This is a genomic window from Crossiella sp. S99.2 (assembly GCF_023094165.1).
In the GTDB taxonomy this organism is placed as follows: domain Bacteria; phylum Actinomycetota; class Actinomycetes; order Mycobacteriales; family Pseudonocardiaceae; genus Crossiella.
In genome coordinates, this window is sequence record NZ_JALMDK010000007.1 from 362453 (window position 1) to 382894 (window position 20442).

Here is a 20442-nt window from a genome sequence, read left to right on the forward strand (position 1 = left end):
TGGCGGTATGCCCGACCCGGAAATCCGCGAACTGCGCTACTTCCACGCGGTCGCCGAGGACCGCAACATCACCCGCGCCGCCGCCCGACTCGGCATCGCCCAGCCCCCGCTGTCCCGGGCCATGCGCCAACTGGAACGCCGGCTCGGCGTCGCGCTCTTCGACCGCACCGGCCCCCGCCTGACCCTGACCGAAGCCGGCGAGACCCTGCTCAAAGAAGCCACCGTGGTGCTCGGCGCCCTGGACGCCGCGGTCCGCCGGACCCGGCGCGCGGCCCAGTCCGGCCGCGGCCTGGTGGTCACTGTGTACCCGGGTGTGGCCACCGAGTTGCTGCACCAGCTCAAGGCCCGGTTCCACGCCGACCCGGCCGCCCCGGAGATCGAGATCCTGCTCAGCGAGTTCGGCGCCCAGGCCGACCTGATCCGGGACGGCCGCGCGGACGTGGCGATCGCCTCCTGCGTCAACACCCGAGGTTTGGACACCGAACCCCTGCACACCGAACCCCGCGTCGCCGCCCTGCCCGCCAGTCACCCCCTGGCCCAGCGCGCCACCCTGACCACCGCCGACCTGGCCACCGAACCAGCACCCCGCTGGCGTGACTCGGCCACCATCGACCGCGACTACTGGCTGGGCAACCCCGACCGTCCGGTCGACGGCCCGCTGGTCCGGGACAGCGCGCAGTTGCTGGAGGTGATCGCCCTGGGGCAGGCGGTGGCGCTGGTGCCGGCCTCGCTGGCGGCGCGCAACGTCCGGCCGGATGTGATCTACCGCCCGGTGCTGGACGCGGCCCCGTATCGGACCCTGCTGCTCTGGCCGGAGGGCAGCCGGTCGCCGTGGGTCGCCCGGTTCGTCCGCACGGCGTTGGAGTTGGCTGCGGCTCGGGACGTGTGAGCACGGTTGGGGTGCTGGGGTCAAGGCATGCTTCGCGTGCATCTACCGAACGGTCGGTAGATGCACGCAGAATCCCGGCGGGGCTGGAGCGAGCGCGGGCTTGGTGATGTCGGCAGGTGCTGCTGCACGCGTATCTACCGAACGGTCGGTAGATGGGCAGAACCGCTCTGGCGCCGGCTGGCGAGCACCGGTCGCCGCCGGACCTCCTGAGCGTTCGGGCACTGCCTGGTACTGGGACTGTTCGGCTCGGTGGTCACGGGCGCAGTCCCATTGCCCAGCGGCTGAACCGCAGTCCCGCAGGCCGCCCCAGCCACCAGCGCCGTTCCGGCGAGCGCACCGCGTTGCTGATCTTCGGTACCCTCCGATGTCATGAGGTCACCGAATGTCACGTGAGCCCCAGGCCGACCAGCTCCGCACCACCCTGGCCAACCACACCATCCCCTTGCACAGCACCAACCCCGGCCACGCCCTCGACGACCTGACTCCCCTGACCGCCGCGCTCGACGGCGTCCGGGTCGTCGGACTCGGCGAGGCCACCCACGGCACCAGGGAGTTCTTCACCCTCAAGCACCGCCTGGTCGAATTCCTGGTGACCCGGCTGTCCTTCACCGTCTTCGCCATCGAGGCGGGCTGGTCCTCCTGCCGGGCCGTGGACGACTACGTGGTGCACGGCACCGGATCCGCCGCCGAGGTGCTGGCCAAGCTCGGCTACTGGACCTGGGACACCGAGGAGGTCCTCGCGCTGATCGAATGGCTGCGTGCGCACAACGCGGACCTGCCCCTCGACCAACGCGTGCGCTTCCGCGGTGTCGACCCGGTGCTGGAACGCGCCGGCACCGAGGCGATCGCCGGGTATCTGGACACAGTGGACAGTGCGCGGGCCACCACCTTCCGGGGCGCGGTCAAGGCGTTGCGGGCGGAGTTCAGCAAACTCAGCGTCGGCCGGATCATCAGCGAAGCGTTCCGGCAGCTCTGGCGGAAGATCCCCGGAGTGCGGCCGGGCGCGGCCCAGTCCGAGGTGCTCGCGGCGCGCGCGGTGGTGGCCGACACGGTGGCCTGGCTGGCCGCGCACCCCGCCGACAACGACGGGTGGCGGGAGGCCGAATGGCATGCCTGGGCGGTGGATCGGGCCGCGGAGATCCGGACCTTGCCTACACTGGGACAGGCCGGGGGACACCTGCGGGACCGGACCATGGCCGAGGCGTTGCGGCGGATCCTGGCCGAACCCGGCGCGCGGGCGATGGTGTGGGCGCACAACGGACATCTGGCCGCCGCCACCCGCTCCAGCAAGGAGGCCGCGCTCGGCGCCGAACTGCGGGACTGGCTCGGCGACGGCTACTACGCGCTCGCGCTGGTGACCAACCAGGGCGGGTTCCAGGCAATGAAACTGGGCACCAGCGAGCTGGCTGAGTTCGAGCTGGACCCGGCCGAGTCCGGCACCCTGGAATGGCAGCTCGCCCAGGCCGGGGGTGATCACCTCCTGGACCTGCGGGCCGCGGGCGCGGATCCGGTGCTGCGCGCGTGGCTGGACGGCAAACAGCGGATGCGCGCCTACGGCTCGGTGATCGGGTTCTGGCCCGCGCTGAAGAAGGAGACCGTGTCCGTGCGGCTGGGCGCGGAGTTCGACGGCATCGCCTACCTGGACCGCACCACCCGCGCCCGGCCGCGCACCGACGCCGCCGACCGGAAATCGGGTGCGGACAGCCGACGCGGTGGTGTCTGATCCGGTGATGGCGATCGTGATGGGCACACCGGACGTCGACGGGCTGAGCGCGGCCGTGCACGCGCTGCAGGACTGGCAGTACGACGGCGCGCCCATGCAACTGCACCCGGGCGATGTGGGCTGGTACTGGCGGCTCGGCGCCGAGGCCACCGCCGCGGCGGTCCGCACCTGGCGCCGGGCCGGACGACTGCTCGCCGTCGGACTCCTCGATGGCCCGGACCTGTTGCGGCTGACCATCGAACCCGCGGCGCGACAGGACGAGGAGCTGGCCCGGCAACTGGTCGCCGACCTGACCGACCCAGCCCGCGGCGTGCTGCCCGCGGGCGCGGTCTGCCTCGAAGCGCCAACCGCCCCACTGGTCAAGGACCTGCTCGCCGCCGATGGCTGGCGCGCCGACGAGCCGTGGACGCCGCTGCGCCGCGACCTCACCGAGCCGGTGCCGGATCCGGGCGTGCGGATCGAGGTGATCGGACCGGAGCGGGCGCACGTGCAGGCCGCCGTGCTCCGGTCCGCCTTCGGCACCTCGAAGTTCACCGACGAACGCTGGCACGCGATGGCCGCCGGCCTGCCCTACGCCGACGCCCGGTGCCTGGTCGCCCACGACGAGCAGGGCAACGCGGTGGCGGCGGTGACCGTGTGGTCAGCCGGTCCGGGCAAGCCGGGGGTGCTGGAGCCGATGGGGGTGCACCGGGACCACCGCGGTCACGGCCACGGCACCGCGATCAGCCTCGCCGCGGCGGCCGCGCTCCGGGAACTGGGTTCCAGCAGCGCGCTCGTGTGCACCCCGACCACCAACGCCGGCGCGGTCGCCACCTATCGGTCAGCGGGCTTTCAGCCGCTGCCCGAGCGCCTGGACCAACGTCGGGACGCCTGAAGTTCCGCCTCCGCCGTCGAGTTGGCCCAAGTGGTACGCCCACTTGGGCCAACTCGACGTACGACTTGGGCCAACTCGACGTCCAGAACGGCCAACACGCCGTACGAGAACGGCCAACACGGGGTGGGTGGGTTAGCCGGCGCGTTGGGTTAGGCCGGGGGAGCGGTGGAATTCGGCTTCGAGGGTGGGGTCTTCCAGTTCGGCGAGGGTGCGGGCGTACTCCTTGATCAGGTCGTGGAGTAGGTAGCGGCCGGGGGCGGACTCGGTGAGCAAATGGTTGTCGTACAGGCGTTCCAGGCCGTGCCGGGTTTCCGCCGCGGTCAGTCCGGCCAGGACCGAGGTGGTCGGCAGGTCCACCTCGACGCCAGCGGACAGGCCCAGGCAGCGGAACAGCCGCCGTCCTTCGGCGGGCAGGCCGCGGTAGGAGCGGTCGAACGCGGCGGTGAGCGTGACGTTTTCCGCGTGCAGCTCGCTGAGCCGGGTTCGCGCCGAGGACAGCAGATCGGCCAGGTAGCGGTCGGTCCAGCGCGGGTGGTGGCGCACCCGCCCGGCCAGCAGGGTGATCGCCAGTGGCAGCCCGCCGCACAGTGACACCAGCTGCCGGGTCGCGGCCGGATCGGCCGGTTGCTCGCGCGGACCCGTCAGGTGCTGGAACAGCCGGGCGGCCTGTTCCAGCGGCAGCGGGTTCAGCTCCAGCGACCGCACCCCCTCCAGCGCGCTCAGCCGCCGCCTGCTGGTGATCAGCACCCGGCAGCGGCCAGGACCCGGCAACAGCGGCCGGACCTGCTCATGCCCGGCCGCGTCATCCAGCACCAGCAGCATTCGCTTGTCCCGCAAGGACTCCCGCCACAGCGCGGCCCGCCCGTGCTCGGTGTCCGGCATCGCCGCGGCGGGCAACCCGGCCGCGTCCAGCAGGCCGCCCAGCGCGGCGTGCGCGGACAACGGTTCCTGACCGGCGGCGAAGGCGTTGAGCCGCAGGAAGATCGTGCCGTCCGGGTAGTCGGGGGCGAGCAGCCGGGCGGCGCGTACGGCCAGGGTGGTCTTGCCGATCCCGGGCATTCCGTCCAGCACGTGGATTTCCGCCGCGGCCGCGGACCCGGTCAGTCGCCGCAGTTCGGCGTCCCGGCCGGTGAAGGAGAGCGGATCGGCGGGCAGCTGTTCCACCGCCACCGCCGGGGTGATCACCACCGGTGGGCAGGCCCGGCGCGGCGGCGCGGACAGTTCCGGATCCCGGGTCAGGATGCGCTGGTGCAGGCCGCGCAACGCGGGGCCGGGGTCGATGCCGAGCTGGTCGGCCAGTGCGGTGCGGGCCTCCTGGAACACCCCCAGGGCCTCGGCCTGCCTGCCCGAGCGGTACAGCGCGAGCATCAGCAACTCCCGCAACCGTTCCCGCAGCGGGTTGCGGGTCACCAGCGCGGTCAGCTCGGCCACCACCGAGCGGTGTTCACCACGGTCCAGCGACAGCGCCGCGGACAGTTCCTGGGCCAGCAGACGGGACTCCCGTAATCGCAGCCGATGCGCGTGCAGGTAGGGGCTGTCCAATCCGCTGAACGGCTCACCGCGCCAGCGGCCCAGCGCCGAACTGACCGACTCGGTGGCCGCGGCCAGCCGCCCGGCCCGCTGATGCTCCTGGGCGGCATCCAGTTCCTGCTCGAAGACCAGCGCGTCCAGCTGATCGGGCGCACCGCGCAACAGATAACCCGCGTCGGTGCGCAGCACCACCGAATCCCGGTCGTGCGTGGCGCCGGCCGGCCGCAGCGCGCGGCGCAACCGGCTGATGTTGGTCTGCACCGTGTTGCGCGCGCCCTGCGGCGGCGAGTCCGCCCACACCGCCTCCACCAATGCCTCCACCGGCACCGGCTGGTTCATCCGGGTGAGCAGAACCGCGAGAACCGCCTGTTGCCGGGACCAGCCCAGCTCGATGTCCACCGGACCGCGGCGCGCGGCCAGCGCGCCGAGTACCTCGCAGTACAGCCTGTTGTCGCGTTCGGGCACGTCAAACCCCCAATTAGCACAGGAGGAGGACACCATAGCGCGCTGCTACTGGGGAAGGCACTACTCACAGTAAGACGTGGTCATCGGGTCACCGCAATCCTGTGACAGCGCTGTGTACGCGGCCGCACCTAGGGTCCGAAGTGAGCGCGAGACATTCGCGCCGGAATGTCATCCGGTCGACTGACCGGAGAACTGATGGAAAGGTGAAGTGTCCCATGGATGCCTTTGATCTGGATGCCAGGGTCAGCACTCCGGCCGCGGCCAATGGCCAGGCCCAGCCGCTGTCGATTACCAGTGTGATCACCCGACTGGCCTGCACCCGGACCCCGCTCTGCTCGAGGTTCACCTGCCAGTGCACCCAGGGCGCCTGCACCGCCGGTTGCCCCAAGCGCTAAAAAAGCGCAGCTCAACGGGCTGAAGGCGGGTGCTGCCGGGTGTCGACGACCCGGCAGCACCCGCCGCTCAACCTACCGCATCCTGCCCGTGCGCCGGGCGGTTGGAAAGCCGACGAACAGGGGTTGTCATGCGCGCAGAATCGGAGCGAGGTTCCGCTCCCAACCGGGTATTGGTGGCCGATGAATCCGTCGCCGCCTGGCATGGAGTTGTTCCGGGCGCGCTTGCCGCCAAAGCCCGGGAAGTCGCCTGCGAGGTCGCGCGGAGAACGGCGGATTCCGCCACCGTCATCGATCATGTAATGCGATTCACCGAGCAGACGAAGCATCCGATGGAATGGTACTTCCCCAGCTTCGGGTATGGCCACGCCGGAATCGCATTACTCCATGTGCACGCTTCGGCGGCCGCCCCCAATGCGGTAGAGAGCGCGCGTTCGCTCAGCGCCGGTTTTGCCTTCATCCGGGAGGCGGTGGCCGGCACCCAGGCCCAGCCGCTGCTCGCGCCGGGGGTGTTCTCCGGCACCGGTGGCCTCGCGCTGTGCGTGGCGGGCTGCGCCGAGGCCGAGCCCCGGTTCGCGCCGAGTCTGGGCAGGCTGCACGACCAGTTCGCCGCCCAGATCGCCGATCTGGACCTGCCGATGGTTGAGCGCGCGGTCAGCGACTCCGACTACGACATGATCAGCGGCGCGGCCGGCACGCTGGCCTACCTGTGCTCGATCGCCGAACCGGACCAGGCCCTGCACCCCGCCGCGGACAAGCTCCTGGACTACCTGATCTGGCTCAGCGCCCCGCCCCGCGACCTCACCCTGACCCGGCGCTGGCTGATCGCCCCCGAACTGTGCGCGCCGCTGGGCCGCGATCCACGCGAGTTCCCCGGCGGCTACCTCAACCTCGGCATGGCGCACGGCATCCCCGGCGCGGTCGCCGCGCTGGCCGTGGCCTGGCAGCGCGGACTGCGCAGGCCAGGGCAGGAGGAGGCCATCCGGCGGATGACCGACTGGCTGCTGGCGGTGCGCCGCGCCGATCCGCACGGACCGGTGTGGGCCACCGAGATCCCGGTGGCCGCCACCGGCGAGGAGGTCCGTCCGAACCAGCCGCACGACCAGATCGCCTGGTGCTACGGCACCGCCGGTGTGGCCGTGTCCCTGCTCGCGGTGGCCGACGCGCTGGGCGATGACCAGCTGCGCACCGCCGCGATCGAGGCGTTCGAGGGCGTGCTGCGGCGCAGCGTGGCCGAACCCGTGCTCTCGCCGACCTTCTGCCACGGCGTGGCCGGATTGCTGGCGATCTGCCTCGAATTCGCCACCGCGGGCAGCGACTTGGCCCGCGAGCACACGCCGCGGCTGCTGACCGAACTGCTCGGACACGCCGATCCGGCCAACCCCCTGGTGTTCCGGGATGAGGAGGAGCCGGGCGTGTTCGTGGACAGCCCCGCGCTGCTCACCGGGTCGACCGGGGTGGCGCTGACCCTGCTCGCCGCGGTCAGCCCAGTCCGGCCGTCCTGGCTGACCGCCTTCCTGGTGCGGTGACCATGGCCGGGCCACGCTACGAACCCGCCGACTTCTTCCTGCTGCGCGCCCCCGCGCTGCCCGCCGGGGTCTACCAGGACCTGCTCGCCACCACCACCGACAACCCGGACCAGGCACGCGCCGAGGTAAGGCAACGGTTGTATGCTTTGGCCGCTCAGCCCGCGGTGCGCCGCGCGCTGACCGTGGCCAGCGGCGACCTGGTGGACGCGCTGGACCGGGCGGAAAGCTCGGCCACCACGGACAAACGCACCCGGCGGCTGCACTCCCGGCTGCTGCGCTACCTGATCCGGATGACCACCCGGCCCACCCCCTTCGGTGCGTTTTCTGGCGTGGCCGTCGGCGAGTTCGGCCCGGAGACCACTGCCTGCCTGGGCGAATCAGCGTTGCGGGACAACCGGATCCGCGCCGACATGGCCTGGCTGCTCACCCTGATCAAACAGCTGGAGTCCGATGAGCAGCTGCGCCCGCATCTGCGGGTGGTGCTCAACTCCAGCGTGCACCGCAGCGGCGACCGCCTCGTGCTGCCCTACGCCGATATCTACGGCCACAATGACAATCGCGCGGTCCGGGTGCGGGCCACCACCGCGGCGCTGGCGGTGACCAGGCTGGCCGCCACCCCGATCCCACTGGCCCAGCTGCTCGCCGGACTGGCCGAGGAGTTCCCCGGCGTCGACCCGGCCAGAGTGAGCGGGCTGGTCGAGGAACTGCGCACGCTCAACTTCCTCACCAGCGACCTGCGCCCGCCGCTGACCGTGGCCCAGCCCGAAGCCCAGCTGGCCAAGCAACTCGCCGGGATCGAGGCCGCGGGCGAGATCGCCGAGTCCCTGCGCGAGGTGATCAACCTCGCCCACCGCGCCGCCACCGAGCCCGAGCCGGCCGCACTCGCCGAGCTGACCGCCGCCCAGCGTGCCCTGACTCCCGAGCACACCGGCCCGACCTACCAGCTCGACGCCACCCTGGACCTGCCGCGCACCCGGCTCTCCGGCGCGGTCGGCGAGGCGGTGGCCGAGGCGGTGGACTGCCTGATGCGCCTGTCCGCCGCGCTGCCAGGGCACAACCATCATCTGGCCCAGTACCGGGACGCCTTCACCGAACGGTACGGGCTGCTCGCCCTGGTGCCGGTGCTGGAACTGCTCAGCCCCGAACACGGCCTGGACGCGCCGCCCACCTACACCGAGCCGCCGCGCGGCTATCCGTTGCCGCACAACGTCCAAGAACCCTGGCAGCAGGACTTCGACCGGGTGCTCACCGAGTTCGCCGTGCAGGCCTGGTGCGCGGGCGAGCACGAGATCGAGCTGACCGACGAGTGGCTGCACCGCTTCGCCCCACTGGAGGACGCCCCGCCGCTCGCGCTGTACCCGGCCCTGGACGTCTTCGCGCAGATCTCTACCGACCGGTCGGTAGACAGCGGTGCGTGGCGGGCGGTGCTGCGGCAGGAGGGCCTGGCCTTCGGCGGCCGGACCTCCGGGCGGTTCTTCGACCTGCTCGGCGAGGACGCGGTGGACCGGCTGCGCGGCTACGCCCGGCGCGAGGAGGAGCTGAGCCCCGAGGTCGTCTACGCCGAACTGTGCTACCTGCCCAACCATGGCCGCGCGGCCAACGTGGCGCTGCGCCCGTTGCTGCGCGGGTACGAGGTGCCGGTGAACACCACGCCCTCGGTGCCGCCGGACCGGGTGATCGACCTGGCCGACCTATGCGTCGGCGCGAACGAGGACCGGTTTTTCCTGTGGTCCAAGCGGTTGGGCAAGCAGGTGGTGGTCTCGCAGAACCACATGCTCAGCCCGCACGTGGCGCCCAACGTGGCCAGGTTCGTGCTGGAGGTCTCCAACGACGGCTACGCCATGCCCTGCGGATTCCGCTGGGGCCCACTGGAAACCATGCCGTTCCTGCCCAGGGTCACCCGCGGCAAGGTCGTGCTGCGCCCCGCCCAGTGGACCCTGAACGCCTTGCCGGGCAAGGACTTCCCCGCCGAGGTGCGGGCCTGGCGGGACCGCTGGAAGGTGCCGCGGCACGTGTACCTGGTGGAGGCGGACAACCGGCTGCTGCTCGACCTGGAGCACCCGATGTGCCTGGACGAGCTGGCCACCGAATGCAACCGCGGCCCGGAACCGGTGACCCTGCACGAAATGCTGCCCGCCTTCGACCAGCAGTGGCTGCGCGATGCCGACGGCGCGGCCTACCTGGAGGAGATCGTCGTCCCGTTGATCGCGAAGAACAGCGCGGACACCGCGCGCAGCGAGGTCACCCTCACCGCACCGACCGGCAACGCACCCGAGATCATCCGGCAGCACCTGCCCGGCGGACAGTGGACCTTCCTCAAGCTGTACGCGGGCATCACCCAGCAGGACGAGGTCATCGCCACCCGGCTGCGCGAACTGGTCGCGATGCTGCGCGAACAGGGGCTCATCGACCGCTGGTTCTACATCCGCTACATGGACCCGCGTCCGCACCTGCGCCTGCGCTTCCGCGCGGCCGATCTCGAAGTGGCGCCGCAACTTCTCTGGTACCTGACCATCTGGAGTGGACAGCTGGCCGAGGAGGGCCTGGCCTTCGACACCGCCATCGCGGGCTACACCCCGGAGATCGAACGCTACGGCGGCCCGCCCGTCTTCGACACCGTGGAGCCGCTCTTCGCCGCCAACAGCGAGGTCACCGCCGAGCTGGTCGCGTTGCTGCACAACGACAAGGACGGCATCCGGCCGGAGTTCGCCGCCATCGCCGCGGTGGACACCCTGTACCGGCAATGGGGTCTGACCCCGCGCGAACGCATGGAGTTGCTGCCCGGCAGCGGCGGCGCGGACGCCGAGGCCGCGCGCACCGAGTTCCAGCAGCAGCGGGCCTACCTCACCGAACTGCTCGTGCCCTGGGACTACCGGCCGCACGAACTGGGCCGCGACCACCATCGGCTGATCAGCGAAATCCTGGCCCCGCAACAGGAATCGGTCGAAGCCGCCGCGCACGCGGTGCGGGTGGCCGCGGCCGAGGGCGTGCTGTGGGGCGCCGAGTCCAGCGTGCTGGGCAGCCTGGCGCACATGCAGATCAACCGGCTGCTGCCGATCGACCTGCGCCGGGAATCGCACCTCTACGCCGTGTGGCGGCACACTTTGCGCGCCATCGGCGGCCGACCCGCACCGGAGGCACGGGCATGACCACCAAGAACCACTGGCTGCGGATCGCCAAGATGCTGTGGGACCTCAGTCCCTTGCGGGTGCTGGCGCTGATCCTGGTCACCGTCGCGGTGTCGGTGGTGCCCGCGGTGCAGCTGCAACTCACCGCCAGCGCGGTGCAGACCGTGGCCGACGCGATCACCGCCGGCGGCGTGGGCGAGCACGGCTCGGCGGTGCTCGCGGTGGGCCTGCTGATCCTGGCCGTGTCCGTAATGGCGCACCTGCTCGGGGTGTGGCACGGCTATCTGGACTCGGTGCTGCGGCTGCACCTGTCCACCGCGGTGGGCGAGGAGGTGATGCGCAAGGGCACCCGGATGGACCTGCAGGACTACGAGAGCGCCGACTCCTACGACAAGTTGCAGCGGGCCTTCCAGGAGAGCAGCGGATCGCGCATCCACCAGCTGTTCACCGACACCCTCGGCTTCGCCCGCGAACTGATCACCATCCTGTCCGTGTCCGCGGTGCTGTTCTCCTGGAACTTCTGGGTCGCGGTGCTGATCCTGCTCTCGCCGATCCCGTCCGCCATCGCGCAGATGTGGTACGGCAAGAAGATGTACGAGATCGAGTACGGCCGGGCCGCCGATCGCCGCAGGCTGTTCTATCTCCAGTACCTGACCACCACGGACCACTCGTTCAAGGAGGTCCGGCTCTTCCAGCTCGGCGACCATCTTATCGGCGCCTACCGGGACCAGGTGCGCCGCTTCCTCAAGGTGGACCGCGATCTGACCCGCCGCCAGTCGGTCTCGCTCGGCGTGTTCGGTCTGCTCAGCGTACTGATCTCGGCCGGTGCACTGGTGTTCGCGATGCTGTCCACAATGGAGACTGGTCGGCTCGGCGAGCTGGCCGGGTACCTGCAAGCCATCGGGATCGTGCAGGCATCCGGGCACAGCCTGCTGGTGGGTGTGGCCAACCTGTTCGAGAACAAGCTGTTCGTGAGCAACCTGTTCGAGCTGTTCGACCTGCCCGAACGGCAGATCCGCGGCGGCAACCGGAAATTCCCGGCGAAACTGCGTCAGGGCATCGAATTCCGGGAGGTCAGCTTCACCTACCCGGGCACCGAGGACCAGGTTCTCGACCGGGTCAGCTTCACCCTGCCCGCAGGGAACTGCGTGGCCCTGGTCGGGCAGAACGGCGCCGGCAAGACCACCCTGGTCAAACTGCTCACCAGGCTCTACGAACCCACCGGCGGCCAGATCCTCCTCGAAGGCGTGCCGATCGAGGAATACGACCTGGAGGAGCTGCGCCGCAACCTGGGAGTGATCTTCCAGGACTACATCAAGTACGAACTGCCGGTGCGGGACAACATCGGCTTCGGCCAGATCGAACACCGCGCCGACACCGCCCGGGTCCGCCGCGCCGCCGAGGCCAGTGGCGCGGATTCCATTGTGGACACTCTGTCGGACGGCTACGACGCCATGCTGGGCCGCCACTTCGAGAACGGCAGCCAGCTCTCCGGCGGCCAGTGGCAGAAGGTCGCCCTGGCTCGGGCGTTCATGCGGGCCGCGCCGATCGTGGTGCTGGACGAGCCCACCGCCTCCATCGACGCAGAGGCCGAAACCGAGATCTTCCAACGCTTCCGCAGCATCGCGGACCGCTCCACCAGCCTGCTGGTGGCACACCGGTTCTCCACCGTCCGGATCGCCGACAAGATCATCGTCATCGAGGGCGGCCGACTGGTCGAACAGGGCACGCACGCCGAACTGATGCGCCTCGGCGGCCACTACGCCTACCTGTTCAACCTGCAGGCCGCCGGATACCAGCCGGAGCACACGTGAAAACCTCGATCTTCGTCCCGGTGATGCCCGCCAGCCCGGCCGACCTCACCCCGTACGCCGAGTTGGTCCGCGACACCGCCGCCCACCGCCTGTGGCAGGGCCAGTCCCTCGGCCTGGAAACCCACCAGGGCTTCGCCTACCTGGCCGGCGCTGGCCTGACCGTGCCGGTGGGCACCAGCGTCACCCTGACCGCGCTGCGCCACCCCTACGAGGCCGCCCTGCACGCCCGCTCCCTGGCCGCGCTCACCGGCCACAGCCCGGTGCTGGGCATCGGCGCGGGCGCCCCGGAACTCGTGGAATCCTTGCACGGCAAGCCCTATCCCAGCCCACTCACCGCGATCGCCGACTACCTCACCATCCTGCGCGGCCTGCTCGCCGGCGAGGTCGTCAACCACCAGGGCCGCGAGTACCGCATGCACGGCGCCCTGCCCCCACTCGACCACCCACCGGTCGAACTCGGCCTCGGCGTCCTGCGCCCCGCCGCGGCCCGCCTGGCCGGGGAACTCGCCGACGCCGCGATCACCTGGATGACCCCGCCGGACTACCTCCGCACCGTCCTGCGCCCGGAACTCGAAGCTGGCGCCGCCAAAGCCGGCCGCCCTGTGCCCCGGATCGTGGCGGTGGTGCACGTCGCGATCCGCCGCTACGGCCGCGATCCACACCTGGTGGCCCTGAACGCGGCCCGCGAACACCTGTCCGCCCCGCACTACATCGACATGCTCCGCCGCGCCGGCCTGCGCGTGCACCCCGCCCAACCCGGCCTCAGCGCCCGCGCCCTGGTCGACGCGGACGTGGTCCTCACCGGCTCGGCCCGGGAGATCGCGACTGGGCTGCAACGCTATCGGGAGGCCGGGGTCGACGAGATCGTGCTCAACACAGCGGGGGTCCGGATGACCGAGGACCGCGACGCCGCCCTGCGCGATCTCACCGACCTCCTGGCCCAGGTGATCACGCCGGAATCTCGCCAGCCAGCCCCCGTCGGACATCCCTAACCTCGGCGGCATGAGCGCCGAGATCGTCCGACAAGCCTGGCAGACCTTCAGCACCCGCGACCGGGACCGGATCGCCGCCGTCTTCACCCCCGACGCGGAATGGCTTGCCCCGGCAGGGAATGCCACCGCCCGCGCCCTGGACATCACCAACCACATGGTGGGCCGCGAGCAGATCGCGCACTTCCTGGCCGTGGACTTCCCCCGCCTGTTCACCAGCGATATCGGGGTCACCTTCCGCGGCTTCCACGCCGTGGGTGACACGGTGATCGTCGAGGAGACCATGACCGCCACCCTGGCCGACGGCAGCCACTACGCCAACGACTACTGCCTGGTCTTCGAGGTCCACAATGGACTGATCCACCGGGTGCGCGAGTACCTGGACACCGCCCGCGGCGCCCGCCAGCTGCACGCCGTGGCGCCGTTACCGAAGTGACGGAGCACACCGGGCCGTACACATCACCTCCACAACATCCGCACAACTCGAAAATCAGGTGCCTGGCCTGCGCTGATCCCGGTTAGGGTGCGCAGGTCAGGGGCGGTCGGCGCGCGATTGACCCTGGGGGAGTAGTTCCGGCGCGCACCGAAGCAGAAACAGAGTGAACATGATGTCTTCCACCCGCCTCGCCCTGCTCGCCCTCACCCTGGGTGGCGCGTTGCTCGCCGCCGGTTGCGGTGGCGGCGCACCCGCGGCTCCGGCCAACTGCGATCAGCAGCAGTCCGCGGTCGCCGCCGCGGAGAAGGCCAACACCGAAGCCGACACCGCGGCCAAGACCGCCGAGGGCAAGCTCGCCGAGGTCAACAAGACCAAGGACACGGCCAACGCCGAGGCCGACAAGGCCAGCGAGAAGGCCAAGGAACTGCACGAGAAGGCCAAGAAGGGCGGCGCCGCGCAGGCCGCCGACTCCGCGGAGGCCGCGGCCAAGTCGGCCGACCTGATGGCCAAGGCCACCGGGCTGATCGTGGAGGCCATGGAGGCCCGCGAGAAGGCGGAGGCCGGCCGCACCAAGGCCAACGAGACCGCCAAGGCGCTCACCGAGGCCAAGCAGAAGCTGACCGACTGCCGTAAGTGACCCGCGCGCCCGGTCCGCCACCCCCGAACCGGGTGGCGGCGGACCGGGCGGCTAGCGTGAGTGCGTGACCCTGTACGACATCCCGCTGCAGACCCTCACCGGCGAACCCACCACCCTGGGCGAGCTGAGCGGCAAGGCCGTGCTGATCGTCAACGTCGCCTCCAAGTGCGGCCTGACCAATCAGTACCTCGGCCTGGAGGCCATCCACGAGCGCTACGCCGAACGCGGGTTCGCCGTGGTCGGCTTCCCGTGCAACCAGTTCGGCGGCCAGGAGCCGGGCAGCGCGGCGGAGATCCAGACCTTCTGCTCGACCAGTTACGGCGTCACCTTCCCGATGATGGCCAAGATCGACGTCAACGGGCCGGACCGGCACCCGCTCTACGCCGAGCTGGTCACCACCGCCGACGCCGCGGGCGAGGCCGGCGACATCCAGTGGAACTTCGAGAAGTTCCTGCTCGACCCGGCAGGCAAGGTAGTGGCCCGCTTCCGCCCAACCACCACCCCCGAGGACAACACGGTGATCACCGCCATCGAAGCCGCCCTCCCCGCCTAACCCACCCCGCCCCGTGTTGGCCGTTCTGGACGCCGAGTTGGCCCAACTGGTACGCCGAGTTGGCCAAAGTGGGCGTACCAGTTGGCCCAAGTCGTACCAGTTCGGCCAAGACTGGGTACGACAACGGCCAACACGGCGGGGGGTTAGGGGTATTCGGTGAGGTAGCGGACCTGGGTGGTGGTGTTGGCGGGGCCGCCGACGCCGTTGATGATGTTGCTGATTGTGCCTACTCCGCCCAGGGAGACCGCGGCCAGGTTGTGCATGCGCACGCCTGGTTTTCGGGGTACCTCGAAGGAGTTCGCGGTGACCACGCTCGGGTTGACGTTGTTGTAGCAGTAGCTGCCCAGGCCCCAGCCCTCGTGCCGGTTCACCGAATCGGCCACCTTGTACGCCGCCCAGCCCTGGGTGCCGCCGTTCATCCAGGACGCCTGGTCCGGCGGGTCGTAGGGCAGTTCGTTCTGGAACATGTAGGTGCGGCCGTTCTCGCCGTTCCACAGCACGTTGTGCTGCTGGTAGTGCTCGGCGAAGAGGCCATAGGCGGTGACGTCGGCGCCGTTGACCACCACGCCGTTCGCGCCGGTGTTCACCGTCCAGCCCACGCCGTCGCCGTGGTCGCCGCGCCAGGCCCAGACGTGATCGATGATCGTGTCGTGGCTGTTGACCCGCAGGCTCACCGTCGCCTTCCCAGGGCCCGCGCCGCCGACCCGCAGGAACAGGTCGTGCACGGACACCGGATTGGCCGCGTGGTCCCGGCTCGATCCGGGCTCACCGAGTTCGACCAGCACCGGCGAGTTCACCGGGCCCGCGTCCACCAGCAGCCCGGCCAGCTTCACACCGTCCACATCGGACACCGAGATGGCCGCCTTGCCGGTGGTGGGAATGACGGTGGCCAGCCCCAATCCGAGCACCACGGTGTCCGGGCGGGTGACCCGGATGGTGTCGTCGATCCGGTGCACGCCAGGGGTGAACAGCAGGTGCCTGCCCTGGTTGAGCGCGGCGTTGATGGTGGCCGCCGGGGTGCCCGGCTTGACCAGGTAGAACTGGCTCAACGAGATCGAGGACCCCGCCGTGCTGCCACTGGCCCAGCTGGTGCCGGAAGCGTTGTGCCGCAACGAGGGCACGAACACGCCGTAGTCACCCGCGGCGTTCACGTGCAGGAACGGCTTCTCCCGGATCACCGGGGTGGTGGGCAGCACGGTGTGCGAGGGGTTGGGGAAGTTCGGCGGTGGAGTGCCGGTGGAACCGACGAAGACCATGTTCCACACCGACCCGGCCCAGCCGTCCACGAGTTGGGTGTTGCGGGTCATGAACTGTTGCTGCGAACCGGAAACCACCACGCCGTCGATCTTGCTGTCCGAGATCCAGCCGCCGCTGGCCCAGCCGTCGTGCCCGTTCCACAGGTGCAGCTGCCCGCGCACGTGCATCCGCCGGTACGGCGCGGCCTGCGCCACCGCCCAGCGCTCAATGGTGTTGGGCGGCAAGGTCACCGACATGTTCTCCGCGGACCGCCAGAAGTTCTGGGTGGCGTTGCCCAGGTTGTTCGGGTCCTCGCCCTGCTGCAACCAGTCCGCCTCCACCCGCACGTGCCCGTTGATGTTCACATCGTCCGGGTGTAGGCCGAGTCCGGCGACCTGGGTGTAGAAGCGGAGATCCACATCGGCGTTGTAGTTGCCCGGCTTGAACAACACCGCGTGCCGCTGTGGCCCGAACTGGTTGGTCCGCTGTTCCCTGGCGATGGCGTTCAATCGGTTCTGGGTGTCCACAGTGGACGAACGCGGGTCGACCACGAGCACGTTCGGGCCGAAGTCCGGGTTGCGCGGATCGGTCGGCGGCAGCACCGGATCACTGCCGTCGGTCACCGCGTACGCGCCGACCTCCCACAGCGAATAGCCGTACCCGGTGGCCCGCTGGGTGCCGTGCACCCGCAGGTATCGCCCGGTCCCGGCCACGTCGAGCTGCTGCAGGCCGCCCGCGCTGTCGGTGGCGGTGTGCACGCTCCGCCAGGTGGCCGCGTCATCGGAGACCTGGACCTGGAATGCCTTGGCGTGCGCGGTTTCCCAGTTCAGGGTGACCCGGCAGAGCTGCTTCGGGCCGCCCAGGTCGAGCTGGAGCCACTGGGGATCGCTGAACGCGCTGGACCAGCGGGTGCCGGCATCGCCGTCCACCGCCGCGGCGGGTTGGGTGCCGCCGTTCTCGGTGGAGGAGCTGGTCGCCGGGCGGTGCAGCGCGAGGTTCTCGGTGCCGCAGGCGGCCGCGCTGGCAGCCGGAGCGGCGATCGGACTGAGCAGGGGGGCCAGGCCGAGGGCCGCGGCGAGCACGGCGATTCGGCGCAGCCGGAGAGCTGACGCAGGGCTCATCGATCCACCTGAGGTCGGGGGACGCAGACGGTGAGAGAGCGCTCTCTTCGAGCGTAAAGCGCAAGTTTCCGGCAAGTCAACGCCAGTGCCCCGGCTGCCCGGGAGTGCGCGCCGGAGCTTGTGTCTGTACCTACTAGTATGTATGGTCAGCTCGTGGACACCAGGGAGAAGCTCATCGAGAGCACGCGCGAACTGCTGTGGGAGCGCGGGTACGTCGGCACCAGCCCCAAGGCCATCCAGGAACGTTCCGGCGCGGGCCAGGGCAGTATGTACCACCACTTCTCCGGCAAACCCGAGCTGGCGCTGGCCGCGATCACCCGCAGCGCCGAGGAGATGCGCGAGCGCGCCGACGCCGAGTTCACCGCGCGCGGCACCGTGCTCGCCCGCATCACCGCCTACCTGCGCCGCGAACGCGAGGTGCTCAAGGGCTGCCCGGTCGGCCGCCTCACCCAGGACCCGGAGGTGATGGCCGACCCGGACCTGCGCCGCCCGGTGGAGGAGACCTTCGCCTGGGTCACCACCCGCCTGACCACGCTGCTCGCCGAGGGCGTGCAGAGCGGCGAACTCAGCATCCCGGACCCGGCCGCCACCGCCACCGCGCTGGTCGCCGTGGTGCAGGGCGGCTACGTGCTGGCCCGCGCCGAGGGTTCGGCCGAGGTCCACGCCCGCGCCATGGACGGCATCCTCGCCCTGCTCGCCGCCGCCAAGAACCCGGAAGGAAAGTCCTGACAATGCCCTTCGTTCGCATCGACGCCCTGCACGCCGACCAGTCCCGCCTGGAAGCCCTCGGCAACGCCGTGCAGGACGCCCTGGTCGAGACCATCGGTGTCCCACCGGATGACCGGTTCCAGGTGCTGGTGAGCCACGACGGGGTCAGCAGCACGCTGCGGTACGACAATTTCCTTGGTATACACAAGGATGACGGGATCGTGTTCATCGCGATCACGTTGCGGGCCGGGCGGTCGGCGGAGTTGAAACAGGCGCTGTACCGGCGGATCGCCGAGCTGGCCCAGGAGTACGCGGGCACCGAACCGCGCAACGTGCTGGTGAACCTGGTCGAGAACGAGCTGCTGGACTGGTCCTTCGGCAACGGGGTGGCGCAGTACGCCGCCGGCATCGACAGGTAGCCCGGCGGCTCCCGGATGCTGGGAGCCCTTGCCCAATCCGTGGCCAGGCCGGATCATCAGGGCATGGCAATCGAGCGGAACGTGGGCGCGCCCTGCGCGTGGTCCCGCTGGTGTGGCGTCCGGACCGCCGCGCTGCTGGTTCGCCATGGCCGGCTGGGATCGCCGCCCGCGTAGCGCGTCACCTCGCGTCCGCAGCCGCTCGATCCCAAGGACTCCTGTCATGACCACACATGTGCCGATCCTGCGCGCCGCCAGCACCCCCGATGACGGCATTCTCGAAGGCTCCCGGCAACTCCGCCGCCTGCCCGAGGGCATTGCGGAGCGACCCTACGAACTGTTCACCCTGCGCCCGCTGGGCCGGGTGATCGGCGCCCAGATCCACGGCGTCGACCTGGCCGAACCACTGACTCCGTTGCTGCGTGACGAGGTGAACCGGGCGTTGCTGGAGTGGAAGGTGCTGTTCTTCCGGGAGCAGCGGATCACGCCGGGGCAGCAGCGGGCCTTTGCCGCGCACTGGGGGGAGCTGGAGACCAATCCGTTCATCCCGCAGGGCGATACCGCGGAGGTGACCCGGTTCGAGCGCAGCGCGGCGATGCCGGGGCTGGAGAACATCTGGCACACCGACGTCACCTTCCGGCCCAATCCGGCGCTGGGTTCGGTGTTGCGGCTGCTCACTGTGCCGCCGATCGGCGGGGACACGCTGTGGGCGGACATGGCCGCCGCCTACGACAACCTGCCCGAGTCGGTCCGGGAACGGATCGAGGGACTGCGGGCCGTGCACGACTACCTGCCCGGGTTCGACCGCTTCACCGACCCGGAACTCCTTGCCCGCCACCAGGAACAGTTCCCGCCGGTGACGCACCCCGTGGTCCGCCGTCACCCGGAAACCGGCCGCCGCACTCTGTTCGTCAACCAGGCCTTCACCACCCACATCGTTGGCCTGCCCCGCGCGGAGAGCGACCGCCTGCTGCACTACCTGTTCACCCAGGCGCACGTCCCCGAGTACCAGGTCCGCTTCCGCTGGCAGCCGGATTCGGTGGCGTTCTGGGACAACCGGGCGACCCAGCACTACGCGGTCAACGACTACCACCCGCATGCCAGGGTGGCCGAGCGGGTGGCGATCGCGGGGGACCGGCCGTACTGACCACCGCGGCTTGACCCTGCCCCAGGGACCGGGTTCGAGCATGGCGGCATGAGCGGGAACTGGTCGACGGGGTGGCGACGGCTGTTGGTGATCATCCCGGCGGTGGTGCTCGGCGGGGAGGCCGTGGCACTGCTGACCGGGCTGGTCAGTTGGCGGGACGCACTGCTACTGCTGGTAGTGCTGGAGATTCCGCACATCGCGCTGGTGCTCGGGTCGATGGGCTACGCCACGGTGCTCGCGATCCGGCGCAGGCGGGCGGGGGAGCCGCGATGGACCGCGTTCCGGCGGTCCTACTACCAGGTGCTGCCCACGCCACTGGCCTGGGCGGTCACCAGGGAGCTGGCCAGTCTGGTCGCGGTCGGCACGCTCCTGCGGCGGCCGCGGCCGGGGATCGGCGGGTACAGCGCGGGGCGGGGCCGGGTGTTCGCGGTGCTGCTGGTGGTCATCGTGGTCGAGCTGGTGGTGCTGCACCAGCTGATCCCGTGGCCGGGGGTGCGGCTGGCGCATGACCTGGTCGGGCTGTACTCGCTGGTCATCGTGGTGGGTTACTGGGCGGTGCCGCGCACCCACCCGCACCGGCTGCTGCCCGACCGGCTGGAGTTGCGCGCCGGACATGATGTGGTGGTGACGGTGCCCTGGCCGGGAACCGTGGTGGCCGAACGGGAAACGCGGCCGGGGCGGGCGGCGATCACCGACGACGTGCTGGTGCTGCCGAACGGGCGTGGCCTCACCAACCTGACCCTGCACCTGCCGGAGCCGGCGACCGCACGGCTGGGCCGGAGCGGCGGGCTGGTGCGGGTGATTGAACTGGGTGTGGAGGATCCGGCCGGGTTCCGGGCGGCGGTGCGGGTGTAG

The 20442-nt window shown here is 70.5% G+C and carries 17 protein-coding genes; 15 read left to right on the forward strand and 2 right to left on the reverse strand.

Features of this window, described 5'->3' with window-relative positions:
- The first annotated feature begins 7 nt into the window (after positions 1-7).
- From MZC64_RS28160 to MZC64_RS28170, 3 genes are all read left to right on the forward strand, one after another.
- Complete coding sequence (locus MZC64_RS28160; RefSeq protein ID WP_247761739.1) at positions 8-889, forward strand: LysR family transcriptional regulator; 882 nt, start codon at positions 8-10, stop codon at positions 887-889.
- A 382-nt stretch (positions 890-1271) separates the two neighbouring features.
- Entirely contained in the window at positions 1272-2612 is a 1341-nt protein-coding gene (locus tag MZC64_RS28165; RefSeq protein WP_247761738.1) for an erythromycin esterase family protein, read from the forward strand.
- 7 nt (positions 2613-2619) lie between these two features.
- Positions 2620-3486, forward strand: coding sequence for an N-acetyltransferase (locus tag MZC64_RS28170; RefSeq protein WP_247761737.1), 867 nt, complete (start codon positions 2620-2622; stop codon positions 3484-3486).
- 132 nt (positions 3487-3618) lie between these two features.
- Here the strand turns inward: MZC64_RS28170 and MZC64_RS28175 are convergent, their stop codons facing one another.
- A complete protein-coding gene (locus MZC64_RS28175) occupies positions 3619-5481 on the reverse strand; it encodes an AfsR/SARP family transcriptional regulator (protein ID WP_247761736.1) in 1863 nt (620 codons plus the stop codon).
- Between the two features lie 215 nt (positions 5482-5696).
- Between MZC64_RS28175 and MZC64_RS28180 the strand changes: the two genes are divergently transcribed.
- The 8 genes from MZC64_RS28180 to MZC64_RS28215 all read left to right on the forward strand — a co-directional run bounded on the left by MZC64_RS28180 (position 5697) and on the right by MZC64_RS28215 (position 14959).
- Positions 5697-5876 carry an FDLD family class I lanthipeptide gene (locus MZC64_RS28180; RefSeq protein WP_221490130.1) on the forward strand — a complete coding sequence of 60 codons (180 nt, stop codon included), beginning with the start codon at positions 5697-5699 and terminating at the stop codon, positions 5874-5876.
- 329 nt (positions 5877-6205) lie between these two features.
- Complete coding sequence (locus MZC64_RS28185) at positions 6206-7402, forward strand: lanthionine synthetase C family protein (RefSeq protein WP_282105984.1); 1197 nt, start codon at positions 6206-6208, stop codon at positions 7400-7402.
- Between the two features lie 2 nt (positions 7403-7404).
- On the forward strand, positions 7405-10551 hold the full coding sequence (locus MZC64_RS28190; protein WP_247761734.1) for a lantibiotic dehydratase: 3147 nt from the start codon (positions 7405-7407) through the stop codon (positions 10549-10551).
- Positions 10548-12344 carry an ABC transporter ATP-binding protein gene (locus MZC64_RS28195; RefSeq protein WP_247761733.1) on the forward strand — a complete coding sequence of 599 codons (1797 nt, stop codon included), beginning with the start codon at positions 10548-10550 and terminating at the stop codon, positions 12342-12344. Before MZC64_RS28190 ends, MZC64_RS28195 begins: the two co-directional genes overlap by 4 nt.
- Positions 12341-13336, forward strand: coding sequence for an LLM class flavin-dependent oxidoreductase (locus tag MZC64_RS28200; protein ID WP_247761732.1), 996 nt, complete (start codon positions 12341-12343; stop codon positions 13334-13336). The genes MZC64_RS28195 and MZC64_RS28200 overlap by 4 nt, the downstream gene beginning before the upstream one ends.
- A 10-nt stretch (positions 13337-13346) precedes the next feature.
- Positions 13347-13769: a nuclear transport factor 2 family protein gene (locus tag MZC64_RS28205; protein ID WP_247761731.1), complete on the forward strand. Its 423-nt coding sequence runs from the start codon at positions 13347-13349 to the stop codon at positions 13767-13769.
- Positions 13770-13941: 172 nt separating this feature from the next.
- Positions 13942-14406, forward strand: coding sequence for a hypothetical protein (locus tag MZC64_RS28210; RefSeq protein ID WP_247761730.1), 465 nt, complete (start codon positions 13942-13944; stop codon positions 14404-14406).
- 64 nt (positions 14407-14470) lie between these two features.
- Positions 14471-14959, forward strand: a complete 489-nt coding sequence (locus tag MZC64_RS28215) for a glutathione peroxidase (RefSeq protein ID WP_247761729.1) — start codon at positions 14471-14473, stop codon at positions 14957-14959.
- Between the two features lie 143 nt (positions 14960-15102).
- On the opposite strand, the gene MZC64_RS28220 is transcribed toward MZC64_RS28215, so the two are convergent.
- On the reverse strand, positions 15103-17316 hold the full coding sequence (locus MZC64_RS28220) for a discoidin domain-containing protein (protein ID WP_247761728.1): 2214 nt from the start codon (positions 17314-17316) through the stop codon (positions 15103-15105).
- Between the two features lie 153 nt (positions 17317-17469).
- On the opposite strand from MZC64_RS28220, the gene MZC64_RS28225 reads away from it, so the two are divergent.
- The 4 genes from MZC64_RS28225 to MZC64_RS28240 all read left to right on the forward strand — a co-directional run bounded on the left by MZC64_RS28225 (position 17470) and on the right by MZC64_RS28240 (position 20442).
- Positions 17470-18045, forward strand: a complete 576-nt coding sequence (locus tag MZC64_RS28225; protein WP_247761727.1) for a TetR/AcrR family transcriptional regulator — start codon at positions 17470-17472, stop codon at positions 18043-18045.
- Positions 18046-18047: 2 nt separating this feature from the next.
- The gene (locus MZC64_RS28230) at positions 18048-18443 is read left to right on the forward strand and encodes a tautomerase family protein (RefSeq protein WP_247761726.1); all 396 of its coding nucleotides are present in this window, start codon (positions 18048-18050) and stop codon (positions 18441-18443) included.
- A gap of 220 nt (positions 18444-18663) precedes the next feature.
- Positions 18664-19587, forward strand: a complete 924-nt coding sequence (locus tag MZC64_RS28235) for a TauD/TfdA family dioxygenase (RefSeq protein ID WP_247761725.1) — start codon at positions 18664-18666, stop codon at positions 19585-19587.
- Positions 19588-19635: 48 nt separating this feature from the next.
- Positions 19636-20442 carry a hypothetical protein gene (locus MZC64_RS28240; protein WP_247761724.1) on the forward strand — a complete coding sequence of 269 codons (807 nt, stop codon included), beginning with the start codon at positions 19636-19638 and terminating at the stop codon, positions 20440-20442.